This window comes from Piscicoccus intestinalis NBRC 104926 (genome assembly GCF_001515525.1).
Taxonomy (GTDB): Bacteria; Actinomycetota; Actinomycetes; order Actinomycetales; family Dermatophilaceae; genus Kineosphaera; species Kineosphaera intestinalis.
In genome coordinates, this window is record NZ_BCNQ01000014.1 from 30,310 (window position 1) to 51,875 (window position 21,566).

At 72.3% G+C, this 21,566-nt stretch carries 19 protein-coding genes; 11 read left to right on the forward strand and 8 right to left on the reverse strand.

The genetic code is table 11. The features are described from left to right. The first annotated feature begins 167 nt into the window (after positions 1-167). From PINTE_RS04230 to acs, 4 genes are all read left to right on the forward strand, one after another. Positions 168-533, forward strand: a complete 366-nt coding sequence (locus PINTE_RS04230; RefSeq protein WP_084343212.1) for a DUF485 domain-containing protein — start codon at positions 168-170, stop codon at positions 531-533. Beyond that, complete coding sequence (locus PINTE_RS04235; protein WP_068426761.1) at positions 530-2,179, forward strand: monocarboxylic acid transporter; 1,650 nt, start codon at positions 530-532, stop codon at positions 2,177-2,179. The genes PINTE_RS04230 and PINTE_RS04235 overlap by 4 nt, the downstream gene beginning before the upstream one ends. 300 nt (positions 2,180-2,479) lie before the next feature. Beyond that, complete coding sequence (locus PINTE_RS04240) at positions 2,480-4,084, forward strand: S8 family serine peptidase (RefSeq protein WP_084343213.1); 1,605 nt, start codon at positions 2,480-2,482, stop codon at positions 4,082-4,084. Positions 4,085-4,266: 182 nt separating this feature from the next. Beyond that, on the forward strand, positions 4,267-6,216 hold the full coding sequence (acs, locus tag PINTE_RS04245; RefSeq protein WP_068426764.1) for an acetate--CoA ligase: 1,950 nt from the start codon (positions 4,267-4,269) through the stop codon (positions 6,214-6,216). Between the two features lie 359 nt (positions 6,217-6,575). On the opposite strand, the gene PINTE_RS04250 is transcribed toward acs, so the two are convergent. Then, positions 6,576-8,912 carry a 6-phosphofructokinase gene (locus tag PINTE_RS04250; protein ID WP_084343214.1) on the reverse strand — a complete coding sequence of 779 codons (2,337 nt, stop codon included), beginning with the start codon at positions 8,910-8,912 and terminating at the stop codon, positions 6,576-6,578. A gap of 120 nt (positions 8,913-9,032) precedes the next feature. On the opposite strand from PINTE_RS04250, the gene PINTE_RS04255 reads away from it, so the two are divergent. From PINTE_RS04255 to PINTE_RS04270, 4 genes are all read left to right on the forward strand, one after another. Next, positions 9,033-9,758: a GntR family transcriptional regulator gene (locus PINTE_RS04255; RefSeq protein WP_084343215.1), complete on the forward strand. Its 726-nt coding sequence runs from the start codon at positions 9,033-9,035 to the stop codon at positions 9,756-9,758. 170 nt (positions 9,759-9,928) lie between these two features. After that, entirely contained in the window at positions 9,929-11,485 is a 1,557-nt protein-coding gene (locus PINTE_RS04260; RefSeq protein WP_084343216.1) for an NCS1 family nucleobase:cation symporter-1, read from the forward strand. Positions 11,486-11,609: 124 nt separating this feature from the next. Beyond that, positions 11,610-12,119, forward strand: coding sequence for a phage holin family protein (locus PINTE_RS04265; RefSeq protein ID WP_068426771.1), 510 nt, complete (start codon positions 11,610-11,612; stop codon positions 12,117-12,119). Between the two features lie 61 nt (positions 12,120-12,180). After that, complete coding sequence (locus PINTE_RS04270) at positions 12,181-13,098, forward strand: alpha/beta fold hydrolase (protein WP_068426774.1); 918 nt, start codon at positions 12,181-12,183, stop codon at positions 13,096-13,098. Between the two features lie 24 nt (positions 13,099-13,122). Here PINTE_RS04270 and PINTE_RS04275 read toward each other — a convergent pair whose 3' ends face one another. Genes PINTE_RS04275 through nth form a run of 3 tightly spaced genes read right to left on the reverse strand, consistent with a single transcriptional unit; the run spans position 13,123 to position 15,760 of the window. Further along, positions 13,123-14,334, reverse strand: coding sequence for a MarP family serine protease (locus PINTE_RS04275; protein ID WP_068426777.1), 1,212 nt, complete (start codon positions 14,332-14,334; stop codon positions 13,123-13,125). Then, a complete protein-coding gene (locus tag PINTE_RS04280; RefSeq protein WP_245642792.1) occupies positions 14,331-15,110 on the reverse strand; it encodes an NUDIX hydrolase in 780 nt (259 codons plus the stop codon). Before PINTE_RS04280 ends, PINTE_RS04275 begins: the two co-directional genes overlap by 4 nt. Next, positions 15,107-15,760 carry an endonuclease III gene (nth, locus tag PINTE_RS04285; protein ID WP_068426850.1) on the reverse strand — a complete coding sequence of 218 codons (654 nt, stop codon included), beginning with the start codon at positions 15,758-15,760 and terminating at the stop codon, positions 15,107-15,109. The genes PINTE_RS04280 and nth overlap by 4 nt, the downstream gene beginning before the upstream one ends. Positions 15,761-16,010: 250 nt before the next feature. On the opposite strand from nth, the gene PINTE_RS04290 reads away from it, so the two are divergent. Continuing rightward, positions 16,011-16,688: a Crp/Fnr family transcriptional regulator gene (locus tag PINTE_RS04290; RefSeq protein ID WP_068426780.1), complete on the forward strand. Its 678-nt coding sequence runs from the start codon at positions 16,011-16,013 to the stop codon at positions 16,686-16,688. 26 nt (positions 16,689-16,714) lie between these two features. On the opposite strand, the gene PINTE_RS04295 is transcribed toward PINTE_RS04290, so the two are convergent. The 4 genes from PINTE_RS04295 to sp36 are packed head-to-tail and all read right to left on the reverse strand — an operon-like array spanning position 16,715 to position 19,177. Next, positions 16,715-17,623: an MBL fold metallo-hydrolase gene (locus tag PINTE_RS04295; RefSeq protein ID WP_068426783.1), complete on the reverse strand. Its 909-nt coding sequence runs from the start codon at positions 17,621-17,623 to the stop codon at positions 16,715-16,717. Beyond that, positions 17,620-18,489 (reverse strand): NUDIX hydrolase, encoded by an 870-nt coding sequence (locus PINTE_RS04300; RefSeq protein ID WP_068426785.1) that lies wholly within the window; start codon positions 18,487-18,489, stop codon positions 17,620-17,622. The genes PINTE_RS04295 and PINTE_RS04300 overlap by 4 nt, the downstream gene beginning before the upstream one ends. Positions 18,490-18,543: 54 nt before the next feature. Then, entirely contained in the window at positions 18,544-19,020 is a 477-nt protein-coding gene (locus PINTE_RS04305; protein ID WP_068426788.1) for a RidA family protein, read from the reverse strand. A gap of 4 nt (positions 19,021-19,024) precedes the next feature. Beyond that, complete coding sequence (gene sp36, locus PINTE_RS22530; protein ID WP_157087076.1) at positions 19,025-19,177, reverse strand: Sp36 family protein; 153 nt, start codon at positions 19,175-19,177, stop codon at positions 19,025-19,027. A gap of 89 nt (positions 19,178-19,266) precedes the next feature. Between sp36 and bagA the strand changes: the two genes are divergently transcribed. Together bagA and bagB are read left to right on the forward strand one after the other, a co-directional pair. Then, the gene (bagA, locus tag PINTE_RS04310; RefSeq protein ID WP_068426791.1) at positions 19,267-20,313 is read left to right on the forward strand and encodes an ATPase BagA; all 1,047 of its coding nucleotides are present in this window, start codon (positions 19,267-19,269) and stop codon (positions 20,311-20,313) included. After that, complete coding sequence (gene bagB / locus PINTE_RS04315; protein WP_068426859.1) at positions 20,310-21,560, forward strand: ArsA family ATPase; 1,251 nt, start codon at positions 20,310-20,312, stop codon at positions 21,558-21,560. Before bagA ends, bagB begins: the two co-directional genes overlap by 4 nt. The last annotated feature ends 6 nt before the right edge of the window (positions 21,561-21,566 follow it).

Sequence of the window (21,566 nt, forward strand, 5' to 3'; positions counted from 1 at the left end):
GCGCCTGCGACCGCAACGATTCGGCCACTTCCCGCCATAACGGTCGGCAATCGCTGACAGCGCCGCGTGTGGGCAGGCATCGTTGGCGCACCACGGCGAGCATCCCTTCGCTGTGCCGCGCCGTCGCACGTCGGTGCGACCCCACACGCCACCAACGGAGGTGACCCGTGTCGAGTAGCCACTCGAGTGGACGACCCGACGGCGACGGAGCCGGCGGCCTGACGATCTACGAGCAAGTTCAAGCGAGCGAGGAGTTTCAGGACCTGCGCTCACGATTCCGGCGTTTCGTGTTCAGCGCCACTGCCTTCTTCGTGCTCTGGTACGCGCTCTACGTGGCGCTGGCGGCGTTCGCCCCGGAGTTCATGTCGATCAAGGTGGCGGGCAACATCAACATCGGCCTGATCTTCGGGCTGCTGCAGTTCGTGACGACGTTCGCGATCACGATCCTGTACGTGCGTTGGGCCAACAAGGAATTCGACCCCCGCGCCGACGCGATCCGCGAGCGCTTCGAAGGGAACGGTGAGCTGCGATGACCCCCACCCTGGCCACCGCGGCCGCGATGAACGTCGGCAACCCGTTGTTGAACATCGGGATCTTCGTGCTGTTCGTCGTCGTCACGCTGACCGTCGTCATCAAGGTCGCGGCCGGCAAGAAGACCGCCGCCGAGTACTACACCGGCGGCGCCGCGTTCTCCGGACGCCAGAACGGACTGGCGATCGCCGGTGACTACCTGTCGGCCGCGTCGTTCCTCGGCATCGCCGGCGCGATCGCCCTGCAGGGCTACGACGGCTTCCTCTACTCCATCGGCTTCCTCGTCGCCTGGCTCGTGGCGCTGCTGCTCGTCGCCGAGCTCATGCGCAACACCGGCCGGTTCACGATGGCCGACGTGCTGAGCTTCCGGCTCCAGGAGCGCCCGGTGCGCATCGCGGCGGCCACGAGCTCGCTGGCCGTCTCGTTCTTCTACCTGCTGGCCCAGATGGCCGGAGCCGGTGGTCTCGTCTCCCTGCTGCTCGGCCTCAACGCCCGGTGGGCGCAGTACCTCGTCATCGCCGTCGTCGGCACGGTGATGATCGGCTACGTGCTCATCGGCGGCATGAAGGGCACCACGTGGGTGCAGATGATCAAGGCCGTGCTGCTCATCGCCGCGACCGCGATCATCACCGTGTGGGTGCTGGCGCGCTACGGCATGAACCTGTCGAACCTGCTGCAGGCCGCGGTCGACAACTCCCCGGAGGCGGGCGCGGCCCTGCTCGACCCGGGCCTGAAGTACGGCACGAGCACGATGACGAAGATCGACTTCATCAGCCTGTCGATGGCCCTGGTGCTCGGCACGGCCGGCCTGCCGCACGTGCTCATCCGCTTCTACACGGTGCCCACGGCCAAGCAGGCCCGTAAGTCCGTGGAGTGGGCCATCTGGCTCATCGGCGGCTTCTACCTGCTGACCCTGGTCGTCGGCTACGGTGCCGCCGCCATCGTCGGCCCCGACCGCATCCTCGCCGCCCCCGGCGCCGCCAACTCCGCGGCCCCGCTGCTGGCGTTCGAACTCGGCGGCTCGGTGCTGCTCGGCGTCATCTCCGGCATCGCGTTCGCGACGATCCTCGCGGTCGTCGCGGGCCTGACGATCGCCTCCTCGGGCGTGTTCGCCCACGACATCTACAGCCAGGTGATCCGCAAGGGCCAGGCCACCCCGGAGGAAGAGGTCAAGGTCGCGCGCATGGCTGCCCTCGGCGGTGGCGCGATCGCGATCATCGGCGGCATCCTCGCCTACGGGCAGAACATCGCGTTCCTCGTGGCGCTGGCCTTCGCCGTCGCGGCGAGCGCCAACCTCCCGACGATCCTGTACAGCCTGTTCTGGAGCCGGTTCAACACCCGCGGCGCCGTGTGGAGCATGTACGGCGGGTTGATCTCGGCGCTGGTGCTCATCACCTTCAGCCCGGTGGTCTCCGGTAAACCCGCGAACCCCGCCACCGGCCTGAGCCCGTCGATGGTCACCAACCCGGCGATCGACTTCCACTGGTTCCCGCTGGAGAACCCGGGCATCATCTCGATCCCGCTGGCGTTCTTCCTCGGCTGGCTCGGCTCGGTCACGAGCAAGGAGTTCAACGCCGCCAAGAACGCCGAGATGGAGGTGCGTTCGCTCACCGGCGCCGGCGCCGAGAACAAGGCGCTCGAGCACTGATCCGGCACTGATCCGGCGCTGATCCGGCATTGAATCGGCACTGATCCGGCGCTGATCGCGGCACACCAGGAACGGCCGCCCCGCCCACCCGGCGAGGCGGCCGTTCCGGCGTTCGCGCTCGCACCCACCGCGGGGGCGCCGCAGCGGGCTGGCTCGCAGGTCAGGGGGCTGCCCAGGCTCCGTCCGATCGGCGATGCACACTTGCGCCGCGGGCTGTGACCGCGTTAGCTACCTGTGGGTCGAGCGTCCGACACAGACGGTCGCGGCGCTGCCGACCGCCGACACGTCAGGAGCCCGTTCGTGACCCCCTCCCTGCGCCGCCGCGTGACCGCCTCCATCGTCGGGATCGGCGTGGCCGTCGCGGCGCTCTCGGCTCCCGCGGGGGCGATGTCGATCGACGAGGCCGGGGATGGCCCGGTTCTGGCGAGCGCCGGGCTGACCGGCGCGGCCGGGGGCGCCTCGCACGGCAGCAACGCGGCCGCCGACGGCGCGCAGACCGCGGCGGCCGGCATGATGCAGGCGGCGCCCGCGACCGCGGGACTGACGGCGCCCACCGCCCCGCAAGCCCCCGCCACCCGGTCGTATGTCGTCAACGTCGGCACCGGCGACGCGATCGCCCCCGCGCGGGTGCGCTCGGTGCGCGCCGCGATCACGCGCGCCGGCGGCACCGTCGTGCAGGCGTGGCCGCAGATCGGCGTGTTCGTCGTGCACAGCTCGCGCGCCGGCTTCGACACCCGCCTCAGGCCCTCGGCCGCCACCCGCATCACCGGAGTCGGTCCGACGCGCACGGTGCCGGTCACCGAGAAGCTGCGCACCACGCGGTCCACCACGGTTCGGGCGGCGCAGGCGCCGGCCGACGCGACGCGTACCGCCGCCGAGCCGCGCGAGCGCGAGCAGTGGGCGCTGCGCATGGTGCGCGCCTCGGGCCGCAGCGGCCGTCCCGCAGCCGCATCGGTGGCCCCCGCCACCCTGAACGGCGTGACGGTGGCCGTCATCGACAGCGGCATCGAGGCCGACCACCCCGACCTGCGGGGGCGCATCGACACCGCCTCCTCGCTGGACTGCACGAACGCCGGGCGCCCGGACACCACCCCGAGCCGGTGGCGCAACACGACGAGCGGGCACGGCACCCACGTGGCCGGCATCATCGCCGGAGCCCGCAACGGCGTCGGCATCGCGGGCGTGGCGCCGGGGGTGCGCGTCGCCTCCGTCAAGGTGGTCAACGACGACGGCTTCATCTACCCCGAGTACGCGATCTGCGGGGTGCTCTCGGCCGCCGCCAAGGGGATTCGCGTCGCGAACCACAGCTACTTCGTCGACCCCTGGCAGTTCTGGTGCAGCACCGACAAGCGCCAGGCCGCCGCCCGGGAGTCGGTGCGCCGCGCCTTCGCGTACGCGCACCGGCGCGGCATGCTCTCGGTCGCGGCGGCGGGCAACGAGGGCGTCGACCTCACCAAGCCCGGCGTCGACGAGCTGAGCCCCGGTGACTCCGACCCGGTCTCGCGCCGGCTCGACAGCACGTGCCTCGACCTGCCGACGCAGCTGCCCGGCGTGGTCAGCGTCGCCGCCGCCGACTCCACCGGCCGGCTCGCCGAGTACTCCAACTTCGGTCGCGGCGTCATCGACGTCATGGCCCCCGGCACCGACGTGCTGTCGAGCTACCCCACGAAGACGTGGGCCCGCCTGAGCGGCACGTCGATGGCCGCGCCGCACGCGAGCGGGGTGGCCGCGCTGCTCGCCGCCCGCAACCCCAAGGCCGCCCCCGACCAGTTGGCGGCCCTGCTGCGGCGGCAGGCCCGGGACATGCCCTGCCCCCGCGCCGACCGACGCTGCGCCGGCACCACCGCCGCCAACTCCTTCGCCGGAGACGGCATGGTCGACGCCTCCCGCGCCGTCGGCCGCTGATGGCCGCTCGTCGCCCGGCGGGGCCGTCTGCCGACGTCGGGACCATCAGGGGTTGAGCAAAACCCTCCGTGCGTGTTGAGTAGTGCCCCAGATCCACTCCGCGTCGGCCGCAGACCGGGCGCCGCGACAAACCCCTGCAGAGTTCCCCTAGAACCCCGACAACGACGTCCAGGAGGCAGCCGGTGACTGACGAGACCGCCACCACGCAGGCGAACCACTACCCGCCGACCAGCGAGATCACCGAGTACGCCAACGCCAAGGCCGACCTCTACGAGCAGGCCGAGGCCGACTTCGAGGGCTTCTGGGCCGACCAGGGCCGCAAGTACGTGACCTGGGGCAAAGACTTCGACGAGGTGCTCGACTGGTCCAACGCGCCGTTCGCCAAGTGGTACGTGGGCGGCGAACTCAACGTCGCCTACAACTGCGTCGACCGGCACGTCGAGGCGGGCAACGGCGACCGCGTCGCGCTGCACTTCGTCGGCGAGCCCGGCGATGAGCGCGACATCACGTACGCCCAGCTCAAGGACGAGGTCTCCAAGGCCGCCAACGGGCTGGCCAGCCTGGGCGTGGGCGCCGGCGACGCCGTCTCCATCTACATGCCGATGATCCCGGAGACCGTCATCGCGATGCTCGCGTGCGCCCGCCTGGGCGCCCCGCACTCGGTGGTCTTCGGCGGCTTCTCGGCCGACGCGCTGCGCAGCCGCATCGACGACTGCCAGGCGAAGGTCGTCATCACCTCCGACTCCGGCTACCGGCGCGGCAAGCCGTCGCCGCTGAAGCCGGCCGTCGACCGCGCGGTCGAGAAGGCCGCCTCCGTGGAGAAGGTGCTCGTCGTCAACCGCGGCGACACCGACCCGGAGATGGTGGAGGGACGCGACGTGTGGTGGCACGACGTGGTCGACACCGCCTCCACCGAGCACACCCCCGAGAACTTCGACAGCGAGCACCCGCTGTTCATCCTGTACACCTCGGGCACGACCGGTAAGCCGAAGGGCATCCTGCACACCAGCGGCGGCTACCTCGTGCAGACCGCGTACACCAACCACGTCGCGCACGACGTGCACCCCGGTGAGGACGTCTACTGGTGCACCGCCGACGTCGGCTGGGTCACCGGGCACAGCTACATCGTCTACGGGCCGCTGGCCAACGGCGTCACCCAGGTGCTCTACGAGGGCACGCCCGACAGCCCGCACAAGGGCCGTTGGTGGGAGATCTGCCAGGCCAAGGGCGTCACGGTCTTCTACACGGCGCCGACCGCTATCCGCGCGTGCATGAAGTGGGGCGACGACATCCCCGCCAAGTACGACCTGTCGAAGATCCGCATCCTCGGGTCGGTGGGCGAGCCGATCAACCCGCAGGCGTGGGAGTGGTACCGCGAGCACGTCGGCCACGACCAGGCACCGATCGTCGACACGTGGTGGCAGACCGAGACGGGCGCCATCATGATCAGCCCGCTGCCCGGCGTCACCGACCTCGTGCCCGGCTCCGCGCAGAAGCCGCTGCCCGGCATCTCGGTGGAGATCGTCGACGACGAGGCCAAGCACGTGGAGGCCGGCCAGACCGGCCTGCTCGTCGTCACCAAGCCGTGGCCGTCGATGCTGCGCGGCATCTGGGGCGACGACCAGCGCTACAAGGACACCTACTGGTCGCGCTTCGAGAACCTCTACTTCGCCGGAGACGGTGCCCGGTTCGACGAGGACGGCAACATCTGGGTGCTCGGCCGCGTCGACGACGTCATGAACGTCTCCGGTCACCGGCTCTCGACCGCCGAGATCGAGTCGGCGCTGGTCAGCCACGACCGGGTCGCCGAGGCCGCGGTCGTCGGCGCCACCGACGACATGACCGGCCAGGCGGTCGTCGCGTTCGTCATCCTGCGCGAGGGCGGCCAGAGCGACGAAGACCAGGACAAGCTCGTCCAGGAGCTGCGTACCCACGTCGGCAACGAGATCGGCCCGATCGCCAAGCCGAAGTCGATCATGATCGTCACCGAGCTGCCCAAGACCCGTTCCGGCAAGATCATGCGGCGCCTGCTGCGCGACGTCGCCGAGAACCGCGACGTCGGCGACACCTCGACGCTGACCGACTCCTCGGTGATGGACTTCATCAAGAACAACATCGCCGCCAAGAAGTAGCCGGCCACAGCACCTTCGGCGCATCCTGGCGCATCCCGGTCGACCGCGTGTCGGCCGGGATGCGCTGCGTCTCGGCCCGCTCGACCTCGACGGCAGCCACTCGGCCCAACCCCGCGTGACGCCGCCGCGCCCCAGCCTCAGGCGGCTCCGCCCCCGCACCGCCCCAGATCACCGCACGGGAACCTGTGCCGTCAGACTGGACCGCCCGAGTCCGACGAAACCATCTCCGCGGAGCCGGTCTGGCGGCAGCCGGGCGGTCCCGTCCCGAGGGGCGAGACCGCCCTCCCACCGGCCGAGACCGAGCCCACCCGAGACGAGCCCAACCGGAGCCCGTGACGGACCCCGCGAGACGCCGCCGGCTACTCCTGCGGCAGGAGCCGGGGCTCGCCGCTGCGGGAGCTGCCGGTCGGGCTGGCGAGGGCGTCGATGATCGGCAGCAGCGGCATCCACCACTGGTCGTAGGGGCGGCGGTGCACGAGGTCGGCGACCTCCTCGAGGTGGGCGAGCTTGCCGGTGCTCATCCGCCCCTCGACGAGCCCGACGAACGTCGCGTCGTGCCGCCCGCCGGCCAGCTGCTCGCCGAGCTGGTCGATGGCGTACGACATGAGCCGGCACGCCAGCAACCGGTCGAACGGGGTCGGGTTGCCGCCTTGCTGCAGGTGCCCGATGTACGCCTCGCGCACGTCGAACGCGTCGCCGCCCTCCTCCTCGAAGAGCCGGGCCAGCACGTCGGTCGTGTAGTGCTCGCTGGCCTGCTCGTTGCGGATCACCAGGTAGAGCCGCCGCCCGCCGACGAAGGCATGGGTCATCTCGTCGATGTCCTCCACGAGCGAGCCGAGCCGGATCCCCACCTCGTTGAGGTACACCCGCTCGGCCCCGGAGGCCAGCGCCGCCATGAACGCCAGGTAGCCGCACCGGCGCCCCATGACCTCCGCGACGAAGCAGCGGGTGCTCGCGCTGCCGGACTGCTTGATGCGGTCCAGCGCCCACACCGCGTCGTTGAGCGCGGTGTCCGCCCCGATCGACAGCTCGGAGCCGGGCAGGTTGTTGTCGATGCTCGTCGGCACGCACATGATCGGGATGTTGAACGCGGGGTACCGGTTGCGCTCGCTGAGCAGCTGGTGCGCGCCGCGGTAGGCGTTGAAGCCGCCCATGATGACGAGCGCGTCGATGCCGTTGGCCTCGATCGTGCGGGCCACGCCGTACAGCTCCTCCGGCTCCGGCAGGCGGCGGCGGGTGCCGAGCTCGGCGCCACCGTCTCCGAGCCAGCCCTCGACGTCGGCCCAGCCGAGCTCGGTGATCGCGCCGTCGCGCAGCCCGGGAAAGCCGCCGCGCACGCCGACCGGCTCCAGGCCCGCCGCGAGCGCGAGCTTCACCGCCGCCGAGGCCGCCGAGTTCATGCCCGGAGCCAGCCCGCCACAGTGCATGAACGCCACCCGGCGGGCGCCGGGCGCCGGCTCCAGCACCGGCGTCGTCAGCTGCTCGAACAGCCCGAGTGCCCGGGTGAAGCTCTCACCGCGCGCCGCGATCGCCTTGTCGTACTCCTGCGCCTCGATGTACCCGGCGACCGCCCGGGTGTTCGCGATCGACTCCACGAGCGGCAGCCGAGCCAGCCGGTTGTGGCGCACCCCGATGATGTGCGCGGGCGACTCCGCGTCGGCGCCGAGCACGTCCTGGACCGCGGCGTAGCCGAGCAGCGTGCTCATCCAGCGGTCGTACGCGCTGGGGGTGCCGCCGCGCTGCACGTGCCCGAGGATCGTCACCCGGGCGTCCTCGCCGAGGCGCTCGGCGAGCACGTCGCGCACGAGGTCGGCGTCGATCCGATTGCCCTGCTGGTCTCGCGCGCCCTCGGCGACGAGCACGATGCTGTCGCGGCGCCCGGCGGCGCGGGCCGCCGACAGCCGCTGGCACAGCGAGTCCTCCCAGCCGGGGGCCGGCGGGTTCTCGGGCACGAACACGGCGTCAGCGCCCCCGGCGATCGCCGCCGACAGCGGCAGGTACCCGCAGTGTCGGCCCATGACCTCGACGACGAACGTGCGCTGGTGGCTCGCGGCCGTGCTGGAGATCGCATCGATCGCCTCGAGAATGCGGTGCAGCGCGGAGTCGGTGCCCACCGTCATGTCGGTGCCGACCAGGTCGTTGTCGATCGAGCCGACGACCCCGGCGACCATGAGCGTCGGGTGCGCACGCACCGTCTCCTCGGTGATGTCGCCGCGCTCGTGGAGTTCGGCGAGCAGGCCCGGCCACTCGCGCCGGAAGGTGTCGGTGCCGGTCAGGCTGCCGTCCCCGCCGATGACGACGAGCCGGTCGATGCCGTGTTCGAGGAGATTCTTCGCGGCGGCCAGCCGGCCCTCGCGCTCACGGAAGGCGGCGCAGCGGGCCGTGCCGATGATCGTGCCGCCACGGTGCAGGATGCTGCCGACGTCGTCCCAGCCGAGTTCGCGGATGCCGTCGCCGCCGTCGACCGCACCCTGATAGCCCTCGTAGATCGCGTACACGCGGGCGCGCAGGTGGATGCCGCTGCGCACCACCGCGCGCACCACCGCGTTCATGCCCTGGGCGTCGCCGCCGCTGGTGAGGACGCCGATGCGCACGGCGTCGGGATCGGGTTGGCCGGCGGTCACCGAGTCGGCGCCGTGCGCGGCGGAGCGGGCTGTCGTCGAGGCGGTCTGGGACTGGCTGCGGGACGTCTGCACGGAGCCAGTCTGGCCCGAGACCCTCCGGGCGTGCGAGAGCCGACGCCACGGAACGGTCACACGTTGTGCGCGATGCTGGACTCCCGGCGAACAGGGCGCAGCGAACGCAGGAGGTGACCGATGGCCACGACGGACCAGCCCGCTCAGCCGCGTCAGCCCGCTGGGGGCGAGGAGGCGTCGCCGCCGCCGCTGGTGCGTCTGCTGCACCGCCCGCGCGGCTACGCCACCGGCCCGCACGTGCTCGCCGAGCTGCGGCGCGTCATCGTCTCCGGCGACGTCGACCCTGGCACCGCCATCCCGCTCGACGAGGTCGCGGCGTTCTTCGGCCTGAGCCGCATTCCCGTGCGGGAGGCCGCCAAGACGCTCCTCGGCGAGGGGCTGCTCGAGCACGAGCCGCGCCTGGGCTACACGGTGATGCGGTTGTCCGACGCCGAATTGGCCGAGCTGTACACGGTGGCCGGAGCTCTCGAATCGGCGGGCCTGGCGGCGGCGGTCGCGGCGGCGACATCCGCCGACGACGACCGGCTCCGCGCGCTGCACGCCGCCCTCGACGAGTCGGCGTTGGCCGACGCGACGGTGTTCGCGCGGCTCAGCCGGGAGTTCCACGACGCGATGCTCGCCCCGAGCCGCATGCCGCGGTTGCTGCACATGCTGCACAGCGCCTGGAACATCACCGAGCCCACCCGCGCGATGTCCCGGGTCGGCGCGCCCGCCCGGCGGCTGCTGCGCGACGACCACTCGCGCATGCTCGCCGCGTTCGTCGCCCGCGACACCGACCGCCTCCTCGCCCTCGCCGCCGAGCACACCCACCGCCTGGAAGCCGGCCTCGGCACCCCCACCCCCTAAGCCCCTCTTTCACCCGGCCGGGGGAGCCGGGGAGCGAGATATATCTGCCGCATCCACCTGCGGCGATGCCGGACGAAATGCACGCACATCACGGCGGTTACATGTCCGACATGTCGCGAGCGGATCTTTGCGCCACGCACGCACGTGGCGCATCGACGAAGGAGGGACCCATGTCCCAGGCGACGGAACCGGGCCACAGCCACCACAGCCCCGGCGCAACACTGACCGCGGAGTCCGCCTACGTGACGGACGGTGAGGGCGGCGCCGGCGCGGCGATCATCAAGCCCGGCTACGACCCGCGCCTGGCCAACGAGGATCTCGCGCCGCTGAAGGACCAGAACTGGAGCTGGTACAACATCTTCGCGTTCTGGATGTCCGACGTGCACAGCGTCGGCGGCTACATCACCGCCGGGAGCCTGTTCGCGCTCGGGCTGACGAGCTGGCAGGTGTTCGTCTGCCTCATCGTCGGCATCACGATCGTGCTGTTCGTCTGCAATCTCGTCGCCAAGCCCAGCCAGCGCACCGGCGTGCCCTATCCCGTCATCTGCCGCAGCGTGTTCGGGGTGCTCGGCGCGAACATCCCCGCGATCATCCGCGGCCTCATCGCCGTGGCCTGGTACGGCATCCAGACCTATCTCGCCTCGGCCTCCCTCGACATCCTGCTCGTGCGCATGTGGCCCGCCTTGACGCCCTACGCCGACGTCACCCAGTACGGCTTCCTCGGCCTGAGCTACCTGGGCTACGCGACGTTCGCCCTCCTGTGGGTCGCCCAGGCGTGCGTCTTTTGGACCGGCATGAACACCATCCGGCGGTTCATCGACTTCGCCGGCCCGGCCGTCTACGTCGTCATGATCATGCTGTGCATCTACCTGCTGCGCGAGGCGAACTGGTCCGTCGACCTCAACCTCTCCAGCCACCAGCTGCGCGGCATGGACGTCGTCACGACCATGTGCGCCGCCACCGCGCTGGTCGTCAGCTACTTCTCCGGCCCGATGCTCAACTTCGGCGACTTCTCCCGGTACGGGCGCTCCTTCGAGGCGGTCAAGACCGGCAACTTCTGGGGCCTGCCGGTCAACTTCCTCTTCTTCAGCCTTCTCACCGTCGCGACCGCCGCGGCCACGGTGCCCGTCTACGGCCGCCTCATCACCGACCCGGTGGAGACGGTGGGTCAGATCGACAACACGTTCGCCCTGGTCCTGGCCGCGCTGACGTTCACGACGGCGACGATCGGCATCAACATCGTCGCGAACTTCGTCAGCCCCGCGTTCGACTTCTCCAACGTCGCGCCGCAGAAGATCAGCTGGCGCACCGGCGGCATGATCGCCGCGGTCGGCTCGGTGCTGCTCACGCCGTGGAACCTGTACAACTCCCCCGAGACGATCCACTACACGCTCGACACGCTCGGCGCCTTCATCGGCCCGCTCTTCGGGGTGCTCATCGCGCACTACTACGTCGTGCACCGCCAGCAGGTGGTGGTCGACGACATGTTCACCCTCGACGAGTCCGGCGCCTACCACTACCGCGGTGGCTACAACCCGGCGGCGATCGCCGCCACGGTCATCGCCGCGCTGTGCGCCCTGTCGGTCGTGTTCGTGCCGGTGCTGCAGTTCGCCGACGACTACAGCTGGTTCATCGGGTGCGGCATCGGCTTCGTCGCGTACGCCCTGCTGGCGCCTCGCACCGGTGTGACCGTCGCCACGCTGCGCGGCCGCGAGATCACCCGCTGAGCAGGACAGAAGCCCTTGCGAGCCCTGCGGCGGGGTGGCGGACTCGCTGATTGCCGATCCGCTCGCTAGGGTCGTCATGAGTCAATCCACAGGGTCCGTAGCGGACCCGTCGCAGGAGGTATCAATGGCCACCCAGATTTCGGAGCCGAAGCCGCCGCAGGCCCCGCGTGCCGCCGACCCCACGGTCGGCAAGCTCGTCAACGACGCACTGACCGATGTCTCGACGCTGGTGCGCAGCGAGATCGCCTTGGCCAAGGCCGAGGTCACCACCGACGCGAAGAAGGCCGGCAAGGCCGCGGGGATGTTCGGCGCAGCCGGCTTCTTCGCCGTGTTCGGGTTCCTGTTCTTGCTGCACACCGCCGCCCAGGGCCTCATCGCCGCCGGGCTGGCCCCATGGCTGGCGTTCCTCATCGTCACGCTCGTGCTCTTCCTCATCGCGGGCATCCTTGCCCTCGTCGGCAAGAGCGCCCTGAAGGGCTTCAAGGGCAAGCCCGAGCGGGCGATCACGAGCTCCAAGGAGACGGTCGACACCGTCAAGCGCGCCACCTCGGGCGAGGCGACGAGCCTCGTGCGCACCGGTGACCCGGTCGCCCACGGCGCGACCGGCTCCACCGAACTCGCGACGCGGAAGTAGGTCCGCCGGCTCCCGGCGGCCCCTTCCGCCCCCGCGACCGCACGCCTCCAGGACGGCACCGATGTCGAACACGGACACCGGTGCCGTCCTCGTGCCCGGAGACTGGCGGCACCGCTTCGTCACGACCAACGGCACCCGGCTGCACATCGCGGAGGCCGGTGAGGGTCCGCTCGTGCTGCTGCTGCACGGGTACCCGCAGTTCTGGTGGGCGTGGCGCCACCAGCTGCCGCTCGTCGCGGGCGCCGGCTTCCGGGCGGTGGCGGTCGACCTGCGCGGTTTCGGCGCGTCCGACAAGCCGCCGATCGGCTACGATCCCGCGACGCTGGCGGCCGACATCGCGGGCCTGGTCCGCAGCCTCGGTGAGGCCGACGCGGTCGTCGTCGGCCACGGTCTCGGCGGCTGGCTTGCGTGGGCGCTGCCCCGGCTGCACCCCGGGGTGATCCGCGCGGTCGGCGCGTTCGGCATGGCGCACCCGGCCCTGCTCGGGGTGCGGGCGCTGCCGTGGCAGCTGGCGCACCCGTCGTGGCGGCTGCCCGCCCGGCACCTGCTCGGCACCCGCATCGGTGCGCGGGCGCTGAGCCGCTCCCGCGCGATGGAGGCGGTGTTGCGCCGCGGCGCGGCGCCCGCCTCCCGCTGGCCGGGTTCCGAGGAGATCCGGCGCTACGGGCAGGCGATGGCGATGCCGTTCGCCGCGCGTTCGGGCGCCGACGCCCACCGGTCCCTGTCGCGCGCGGCCTTGCACCCCGACGGGCGCCGGCTGCTGCGCGAGGTCAACCGCACGGTGTACGTGCCGGTGCTGCACGTGCACGGCGAGAAGGACCGGCTGATCTCGCCCGGGCTCGCGCGCCGCTCAGTCGGGTACGTGCGGCCCGGACCGTACGAGTGGCACCTGCTCGCCGGAGTCGGTCACTTCGTCCCCGAGGAGGCCCCCGTGACCACCGGCCGCCTCCTCGTGGACTGGCTGACCCGCCTCCCCTGACCCCTCGTCGGGCGGGGTCGCGGGTCAGGCGGCGCAGCGGCCGGTGCCGACGGCGCCGTCGCCGGAGCGGGCCTGCGCCAGGACGGGGCGCAGCTCGTCGAGGGTGAGGGCGTAGGCGGTCGCGGAGTCGTCGAGGGAGCGCGCGAAGATCACGCCGGCCACCGCGCCGTCCGGGGTGAGCAGCGGGCCGCCGGAGTTGCCGGGGCGCACCTGCGCCCGCAGCGCGTACAGCTCCCGGGTCACCCCCGAGGTGCCGTAGATGTCGTCGCCGCGCGCGGTCACCGCGCCCCGCACCCGGGCGGCCTGCACCCGGTACGGTCCACCGCCGGGATAGCCCGCGACGACCGCCGAATCCCCATGTGAGAGTTCACCAGCCAGCCGCAGCGGGGCCGCCGAGACGGGCAGGCGCGCCGACAGCACGGCGAGGTCACGGTCCGGGTCGAAGGCGACGACCTGGCCGATGACCCGCCGCCCGGCGACGGTGAGCGTCACCTGCTCGGCCCCGGCGACGACGTGCGCGTTGGTGACCACCAGGTCGTCACCGACGACCCAGCCGGTGCCCTCCTGCGAGCGTCCGCACTCCATCGCGAGGGCGTCGATCCGCAGGATCGAGGCCTGCGCCGCCGCCACCCCGCGGGTCGAGGCGACCTCGGAGTCGGCGGAGTCGACGGGCGTGATCGGTTCGGCGGTCAGCCCGCTGAACGCGCGCGGCACCCCGTACTGGTCGAGGGTGACGAGCACCCGCCCGAGCACCCGGTCGCTCTGCCCGGGCATGACCCGGTCGATGGCCGTGAGCACCTGGGAGCGGGCGACGAATCCGGCGACGGAGTCGGGCGCGGAAGCCCGCAGGATGCCGGCGGCGAACCACACGATGGCGACCGCCACGACGAGTGTCAGCGCCGCGCCGAAGAGGTCGTCGAGCGGTCCGGCGCCGCCGCGGGCGAGTCCGCGCCGCAACGGCCGGCCGAGGCGCGACAGCAGCGATTGCCCGATGGAGCCGAGCACGAGGATGCCGATGATCAGCAGCACGGGCGCGACGACCGGGTTGGCGAGGGTGCCGGTCGCGCCCGCCAGCGCCGTGGCGATGAGTCCGGGCAGCAGCCACAGCGCCACCCCGGCTCCGGCGAGGAAGCCGGCCGCGGAGAACGCGGTCATGACCAGGCCGCGCCGGTAACCGATCGCCGCGTACGACAGCAACACGATGACGAGCAGGAGGTCGATGACGATCGTGGTCATGACACGCCCCCGGGGTACGGCGTGTCGCTGGTGCGCGGCCGGCCGAACCGGCTCGGCAGGGGGCGGGTGCGGCTGCGGTCCCAGGGCTGTTCGAGGCCGGACAGCTCGAACACCCCCGACAGCAGCCGGGCCGTGAACCCCCACACGTACAGCTGCGGCAGCTCGAAGGCGTGCCCGCGGTAGCCGTTGGGGTGGGTGGCGACGATGCGGTGCCGCGGGTCGAGCAGCTCCTCCAACGGCACGACGACGACCGACTCGACCTCCCGCGGGGAGCGGGCCCACAGCTGCAGCGGCCGCGGCGCCCACGCGAGCACGGCGTTGACGACGGAGTTGCTGACCGGCAGGTAGACCTGCGGCAGGAGCCCGACGACGGTCACGTCCTGCGCGCGCAGCCCGACCTCCTCGTCGGCCTCGCGCAGCGCCGCGGCCACCGGCCCGTCGTCGTGGGGGTCGATCCGGCCGCCGGGAAAGGCGACCTGGCCGGCGTGCGAGCGCAGCCCGCTCGAGCGTTCGGTGAGCACGACGCTCTCGCGGCCGGCGGCGTCGGGGCCGAAGCACATGAGCACGGCGGAGGCGCGACCGCCCTGCTCGGGCAGGTGGAATCGGCCGAGCCGGGTGGGGTCGACGTCGGTGGCGCGGTCGCCGAGCCGGGCCAGCCAGTCGGGCACGGGCGCGGGCCCGGCCATCGTCTCGGTCTCGGTCTCGGGCACGGTCTCGGGCACGGGCGCCTCGCCCGGCGGCCCGGCTCCGGGGCCGCGGGTGGGATCGGTCGTCATCGGGCGGGCTCCTTGACGAGCCGAGCGGCCGCCTGCGGGTCGGTCTCCCCGATGCCGTACGAGGGGCACCACCGGGAGACGGGGCACGCGCCGCACGCGGGGCGGCGGGCGTGGCAGGTGCGCCGGCCGTGGAAGATCAGCACGTGCGACAGCTGCGTCCAGTCGCGGCGCGGGATGAGGTCGCCGATGGCGTGCTCGACCTTGACGGGGTCGGTCTGGCTCGTCCAGCCGAACCGGCGCACGAGCCGCCCGACGTGGGTGTCGACGGTGATGCCGGGCACGCCGAAGGCGTTGCCGAGCACGACGTTCGCGGTCTTGCGGCCGACGCCGGGCAGCGTGACGAGGTCGTCGAGGCGGCCCGGCACCTGCCCGTCGAAGCGCTCGACGAGCGCCGCGCCGAGCCTGGTCAGCGTCTCGGACTTGGCCCGGAAGAAGCCGGTGGGCCGGATGAGTTCCTCGAGTTCGGCCCGGTCGGCGCCGGCGAGGTCGGCCGCGTCCGGGTATCGCGCGAACAGGGCTGGGGTGACCCGGTTGACGCTGACGTCGGTCGTCTGCGCGGAGAGCACCGTCGCGACGAGCAACTCCAGCGGTGTCGTGAAGTCGAGCTCGCAGTGCGCGTCCGGGTACCGCTGGGTCAGCACGCGTGCCATGCGGCGGGCCCGGCGCGTCAACGCGAGCGGGGTCTCGGGCGAGGGCTCCCGACGCGCGACCGCAGCCTGGGGGGCCGGTGCCGACCCGTCGTCGGAGACGGGGTCGGGCATGGCGTGCGCGTCGGCGTCGCCGACCCGCACGTCATAGGTGGCGACACGCTGCTGGGGCACGAGGGTCAGCGTAGGTCGCGGTGCTGAGACTGCCCTGGGCATCCGGCCATAACTGACTGCCTCTGGCAGACTAGGAATCGTGGACAACGACGTGGTCAGGCAGGCGCCGCTTTTCGAATCGCTCTCCGACGACGATGCGGCGACTCTCCAATCGTCTACGACCCCGGTGCAATTGGAGCGGGGTGACGTGCTCTTCCGGGAGGGTGAGCGCGGTGACCGCCTCTATGTCCTCATCTCCGGCAAGATCAAGTTGGGCCGCTCCAGCTCCGACGGCCGGGAGAACCTCGTGGCGATCGTCGGCCCCGGCGAGATGTTCGGCGAGCTGAGCATGTTCGACCCCGCGCCCCGCAGCGCGACCGCCACCGCCCTCGCGCACTGCGAGCTCATCAGCCTCGGCCACGAGGCGTTCCACGCATTTCTGTCGCAGCGCCCGGCGGTGGCGCAGGCGCTGCTCGGCGCGCTGGCGCGGCGACTGCGCCGCACGAACGACGCGCTCGCCGATCTGGTGTTCACCGACGTGCCCGGCCGCGTCGCCAAGGCGCTACTGGACCTGTCCCGCCGCTTCGGGCAGCCCGTCGACAGCGGCGTGCGCGTCGCGCACGACCTCACCCAGGAGGAGCTGGCCCAGCTCGTCGGCGCCTCCCGCGAGACCGTCAACAAGGCCCTCGCCGACTTCGCTGGCCGCGGCTGGCTCCACCTGGAGCCCCGCGCCGTCGTGCTGCGCGACACCGAGCGCCTCGCTCGTCGCTCCCGCTGACGCCCCGTCGCTCCCGCTGACGCCCGTCAGGGGTTTTCGCGCAGATACTCCAGCTGGGCCCGCACGCTCTGCCGCGCCGCCGACCACACTTGGCGCGGGGCGTCGACATAGACGGTCTCGACGACGTGCTCGACGAGACGACCCAGCTCGTCGTCGACCGGCTCCCCGGGTCGGGCCGGCGACTCCGGGGCCTGCGCGCCGCCCTGCGCGACCGCCTCGGGCTCGGCCGACGCGCGAGACGGCGGCGGCACGGGGCGACCGACGAGGACGGCCCGCACCTGGTCGAGCCGCTCGTGCCGGTGCGTCACGTAGTAGTCGATAAGCGGCAGCACCTCGCGGACCGGCGCGCCGTGGCCGGGCAGCACGACCCGCACCCGCTCGCGCTCGGCAAGCGCCCGCAGCTCGTCGAGGCTGCGCAGGTAGGGCGCGAGCGCCCCGTCGGGCCACGTGACGACCGTGGTGCCGCGCCCGAGGATCGTGTCGCCGGTGAGCAGCGCCGCGGCCTGCGGCAGGTAGTAACAGAAGGAGTCGTGGGTATGCCCCGGCGTCGGCACCGCCTCCACCCGCAGGCCGTCGACGTCGAGAGAGTGCGCGCCGGCGCGATCGCGGCCGGGAAACGCCACGGGGGCACCGACGAGGTCGGCGAACCGCTGGAGCCCGTCGGTGTGGTCGTGGTGGCCGTGGGTGACCAGCACGAGCCCGACCCGCAGTCCGCGGTCGGCCGCGACCGCGGCGACCCGTTGCAGGTGCTCCTCCTGCGCCGGCCCGGGGTCGACGACGACGGCCTCGCGCGCCCCCGGCCGGTGCAGCAGCCACGTGTTGGTGCCGTCGAGGGTCATGGCCGACGGATTCGCGGCGACGACGCAGACGATGCCGTCGCCGACCTCACCGCCGGTCCACGCGCTCGGATCGGGTTGTCCGCTGTGTTGATTCATGAGTCCTCCGCGCAGACCAGCACGACGTCGCGGCCCCGGCGCACCGGCACCGGCAGCACCCGCGGCAACGGTTCGGGAGCCGGTGCCGCCAGGAGTGCGTCGACCCCGCCTCCGGTCGCCAGCCAGCGCACCTGGTGCAGGGTGGGTGGGAGCAGCACGATGCGGCCCGAATCCCACTGGACGAGGAGGTCGGCGGGGCGCTCCCAGCCGGAGGTCTGGGCCTCGCTGGTGCGCCCGTCCGGGCTCTGCCCGGCCGGCACCCGCGCGAGAAACATGAAGGTGTCGTAGCGGCGCGATTCGAACTGGGGCGTCACCCAGCGGGCGCGCGCCCGCAGCAGGTCGGTGCGCAGCGCGAGCCCGCGATCGGCGAGCAGGTCGGCGAAGCCGATCTCGTGACGCACCAACGCGTCTCGCTGCTGCTGCCAGGACTCCCCGGAGACGTCGTCGGGCTCGCGTCCGTCAGCGTCGGCCGCGAGCAGCACCCCGCACTCCTCGAAGACCTCGCGGGCCGCGCTCACCAACAGGCGCCGGGCCAGGGCCTCGTCGACCCCGAGCAGCGCCGCCCACCGGTCGGGCGCGGGGCCGAGCCACGGCAGCGCCGGATCGTCGTCGCGCTCGTCGACCCGGCCGCCGGGAAAGACCGTGACATCGGGCGCGAACGCCATCGTGCGCACCCGGCGCATGACGAACACCTCGACGCCGCCCGCCTCGCGCGCAGCGCTGACACCAGCCGCAGCGGCGACGTCACGCACGAGCATGACCGTCGCGGCCGGCTGCTCGACCGGCGCGTCGGCCGGTTCGTCGAGCCACCGCTGCGCCTTCGCGCGCAGCCCACCGTCGAGAACGAACTCCACGGTGCCGCTCATCGGCGGCCTCCGCTCATCGGCTCGGCACGCGAACGCAGCGGGGGCGTCATCGCCTCAGTCGTCCGCGAGCGCGACGATGACCTCGACCTCCACCGGCACGTCGAGCGGCAGCGCGGCGACGCCGACGGCGCTGCGGGCGTGCACCCCCGCGTCGCCAAAGGCCGTCGCGAACAGTTCGGAGGCGCCGTTGACGACGCCCGGCTGACCGGTGAACGACGGGTCGCTGGCGACGAAACCGACGACCTTGACGACGGAGGCGACCAGGTCGAGGTCGGCCACCACAGTCTTCACCGCGGCGATCGCACCCAGGGCGCACAGCTGAGCGAGCTCCTTGGCGCGCTCGGGGCTGACGAGCCCCTCCCCCTCGCCGACCTTGCCGGTGGCGGCGGGGCTGCCGTCGACCAGCGGCACCTGCCCGGAGACGTACACGCGCCGGCCGTCGAGCTTGGCGGGCACGTAGGCCGCGAGCGGAGCGGTGACCGGCGGCAGGCTCAGGCCGGCCGCCGCGAGCCGCTCTTCAACCTGGCTCATCGACTCACTCCTTCGGGCGCTTGAGGTAGGCGACGAGGTTGCCGTCGGGCATGACGACCGTCTGCACGAGCTCCCACCCGTCGTCGCCCCAGTTGTTGAGGATCTGCTGCGTGGCGTGCACGATCAGCGGCACGGTCGCGTATTCCCACTTGGTCATGGCCGCCACTCTAACGACCGGCACCGACAGCATCGCGGGCCTGCGACCTCCGGTCCCCTCGGTTGCCACACGCTCCTAGACTCACCGGTATGTCTCAGGAAGCGGTGGCGGACCTACCCGACTGGTCACAGGTGCGGTTGCACATCGTCACCGGCAAGGGCGGAGCCGGTAAGACGACGGTGTCCGCCGCGCTGGCGCTGACGCTGGCCAGCCTGGGCCGGCGGGTGCTGCTGTGCGAGGTCGAGGGCCGGCAGGGCATCTCGCAGGCGCTCGACGTGCCGCCGCTGGGCCCCAAGGAGGAGCGCGTCGTGCGGGTCTCCGGGGGCGGAGAGGTCTGGGGCCTGTCGGTCGAGGCGAAGGCCGCGCTCATCGAGTACCTGTCGATCTTCTACCACCTGGGTTCCGCGGGCGGCATGCTCGAACGCCTCGGCGCCATCGACTTCGCGACGACGATCGCACCGGGCGTGCGCGACGTGCTCTCGATCGGCAAGGTGTACGAGGCGGTGACCCGGGAGACGGGCGAGCGACGTTACGACGCGGTCGTGCTCGACGCGCCGCCGACCGGTCGGGTGCTGCCGTTCCTCAACGTCAACGAGGAGGTGGCCCACCTGGCCAAGGTCGGGCCGATCCGCAACCAGGCCGCGTCGATCACCCGCGTGCTCAAGGCGCCGTCGACCAAGGTGCACGTCGTGACGCTGCTGGAGGAGATGCCGGTGCAGGAGACGGTCGACGCGGTCGCCGAGCTGCGCTCGCACGGGTTCGGAGTCGGGGCGGTCGTCGTCAATCAGGCCCGCTCGGCGTTCTTCACCCCGGAGCAGTCCGCCGCGCTCGGCGCGAACCCCGGTGATGGCACCGACGGCACCGACGACACCGGCTCCCTCGACGGGGAGGCGGTCGCGCGGGCCCTGGCGGGCGCCGGCCTGACCGGTCGCGCCGCCGAATCGGCTACCGGGGCGGGGCTACTCACTCAGGCGCGCGAGCACGTCGAGCGGATCGCGGTGGAAGACACGCAGCTCGCCGCGCTCGACGACCTCGCGGCACCGGTGCACGTGTTGCCGCACGTGCTCGATCCGACCGGAGCCAGCAGCGTGCGCGAGCTGGCTCAGAGCCTGGCAGACCAGGGGGTATGGGGATGAACGCCGCGAACCGCCCGCGTCCGAGCACGGCCTCCGGGCCCGTGTTGCACATCGACGGGCTCCTCGACGACCCGGGCACGCGCGTCATCGTGTGCTGCGGCTCCGGCGGCGTCGGCAAGACGACGAGCGCCGCGGCCCTGGCGTTGCGCGCCGCCGAGCGAGGCCGCCGCGTCGCGGTGATGACGATCGACCCGGCCCGCCGGCTCGCCCAGTCGCTCGGGCTCGACGAGCTCGACAACACGCCGCGGGCCGTCGCCGGGCTGGGCGCCGAGGAGCAGGCGGGTTTCGGCAGCCTCGACGCGATGATGCTCGACATGAAGCGCACCTTCGACGAGGTCGTGCAGGCGCACGCCACCCCGGAGAAGGCGGAGCAGATCCTCGCCAACCCCTTCTATGTCGCGCTGTCGAGCTCGTTCGCGGGCACGCAGGAGTACATGGCGATGGAGAAGCTCGGGCAGCTGCATGCGCAGCGCGGCCGCGACGGCCGCCCGCGCTGGGACCTCATCGTCGTCGACACGCCCCCGTCGCGCTCGGCCCTCGACTTCCTCGACGCCCCCGAGCGGCTCGGGAGCTTTCTCGACGGCCGGTTCATCCGTTTGCTGCTCGCGCCCGCGAAGGTCGGCAGCCGGGCGTACCTCAAGGTCGTGTCGAAGGGCATGGGGGTGGCCCGCGGCGCGCTGTCGAAGGTGCTCGGCACGCAGCTGCTCGACGACGTGCAGACGCTGGTCGCGGCGCTCGACACGATGTTCGGCGGGTTCCGCGAGCGCGCCGACCAGACCTATGCGCTACTGCAGCAGCCGGGCACGGCCTTCGTCGTCGTGGCCTCCCCCGAACGCGACGCGCTGCGCGAGGCCGGGTACTTCGTGGAGCGGCTGCAGGCCGACTCGATGCCGTTGGCCGGGGTCGTCGTCAACCGGATGGTGCGCACGCTGGCTCCGGACCTCGACGCGACGGAGGCCGAGCGGGTGGCCGAACGGCTGCTGGCCGAGCCGGGCGACGGGCAGTTCGACGAGACGAGCGCCACGGGCCTGCTGCCCGGGATGCTGTCGCTGCAGGCGGAGACGGCCCGCACGGCGGTGCGGCACGAGGAGTCGGCGCGGCGGTTCGCGGACCGGCACCCCGGTGTGGCGATGGTGCACGTGCCGCTCGCCGCGGTCGACGTGCACGACCTCGAGGGCTTGCGCGACATCGGTGCCGCCCTCGCCGGGACGTCGGTGGGAGCCGGGCCGGCCGGTCAGGCGGGCTGACCCGTC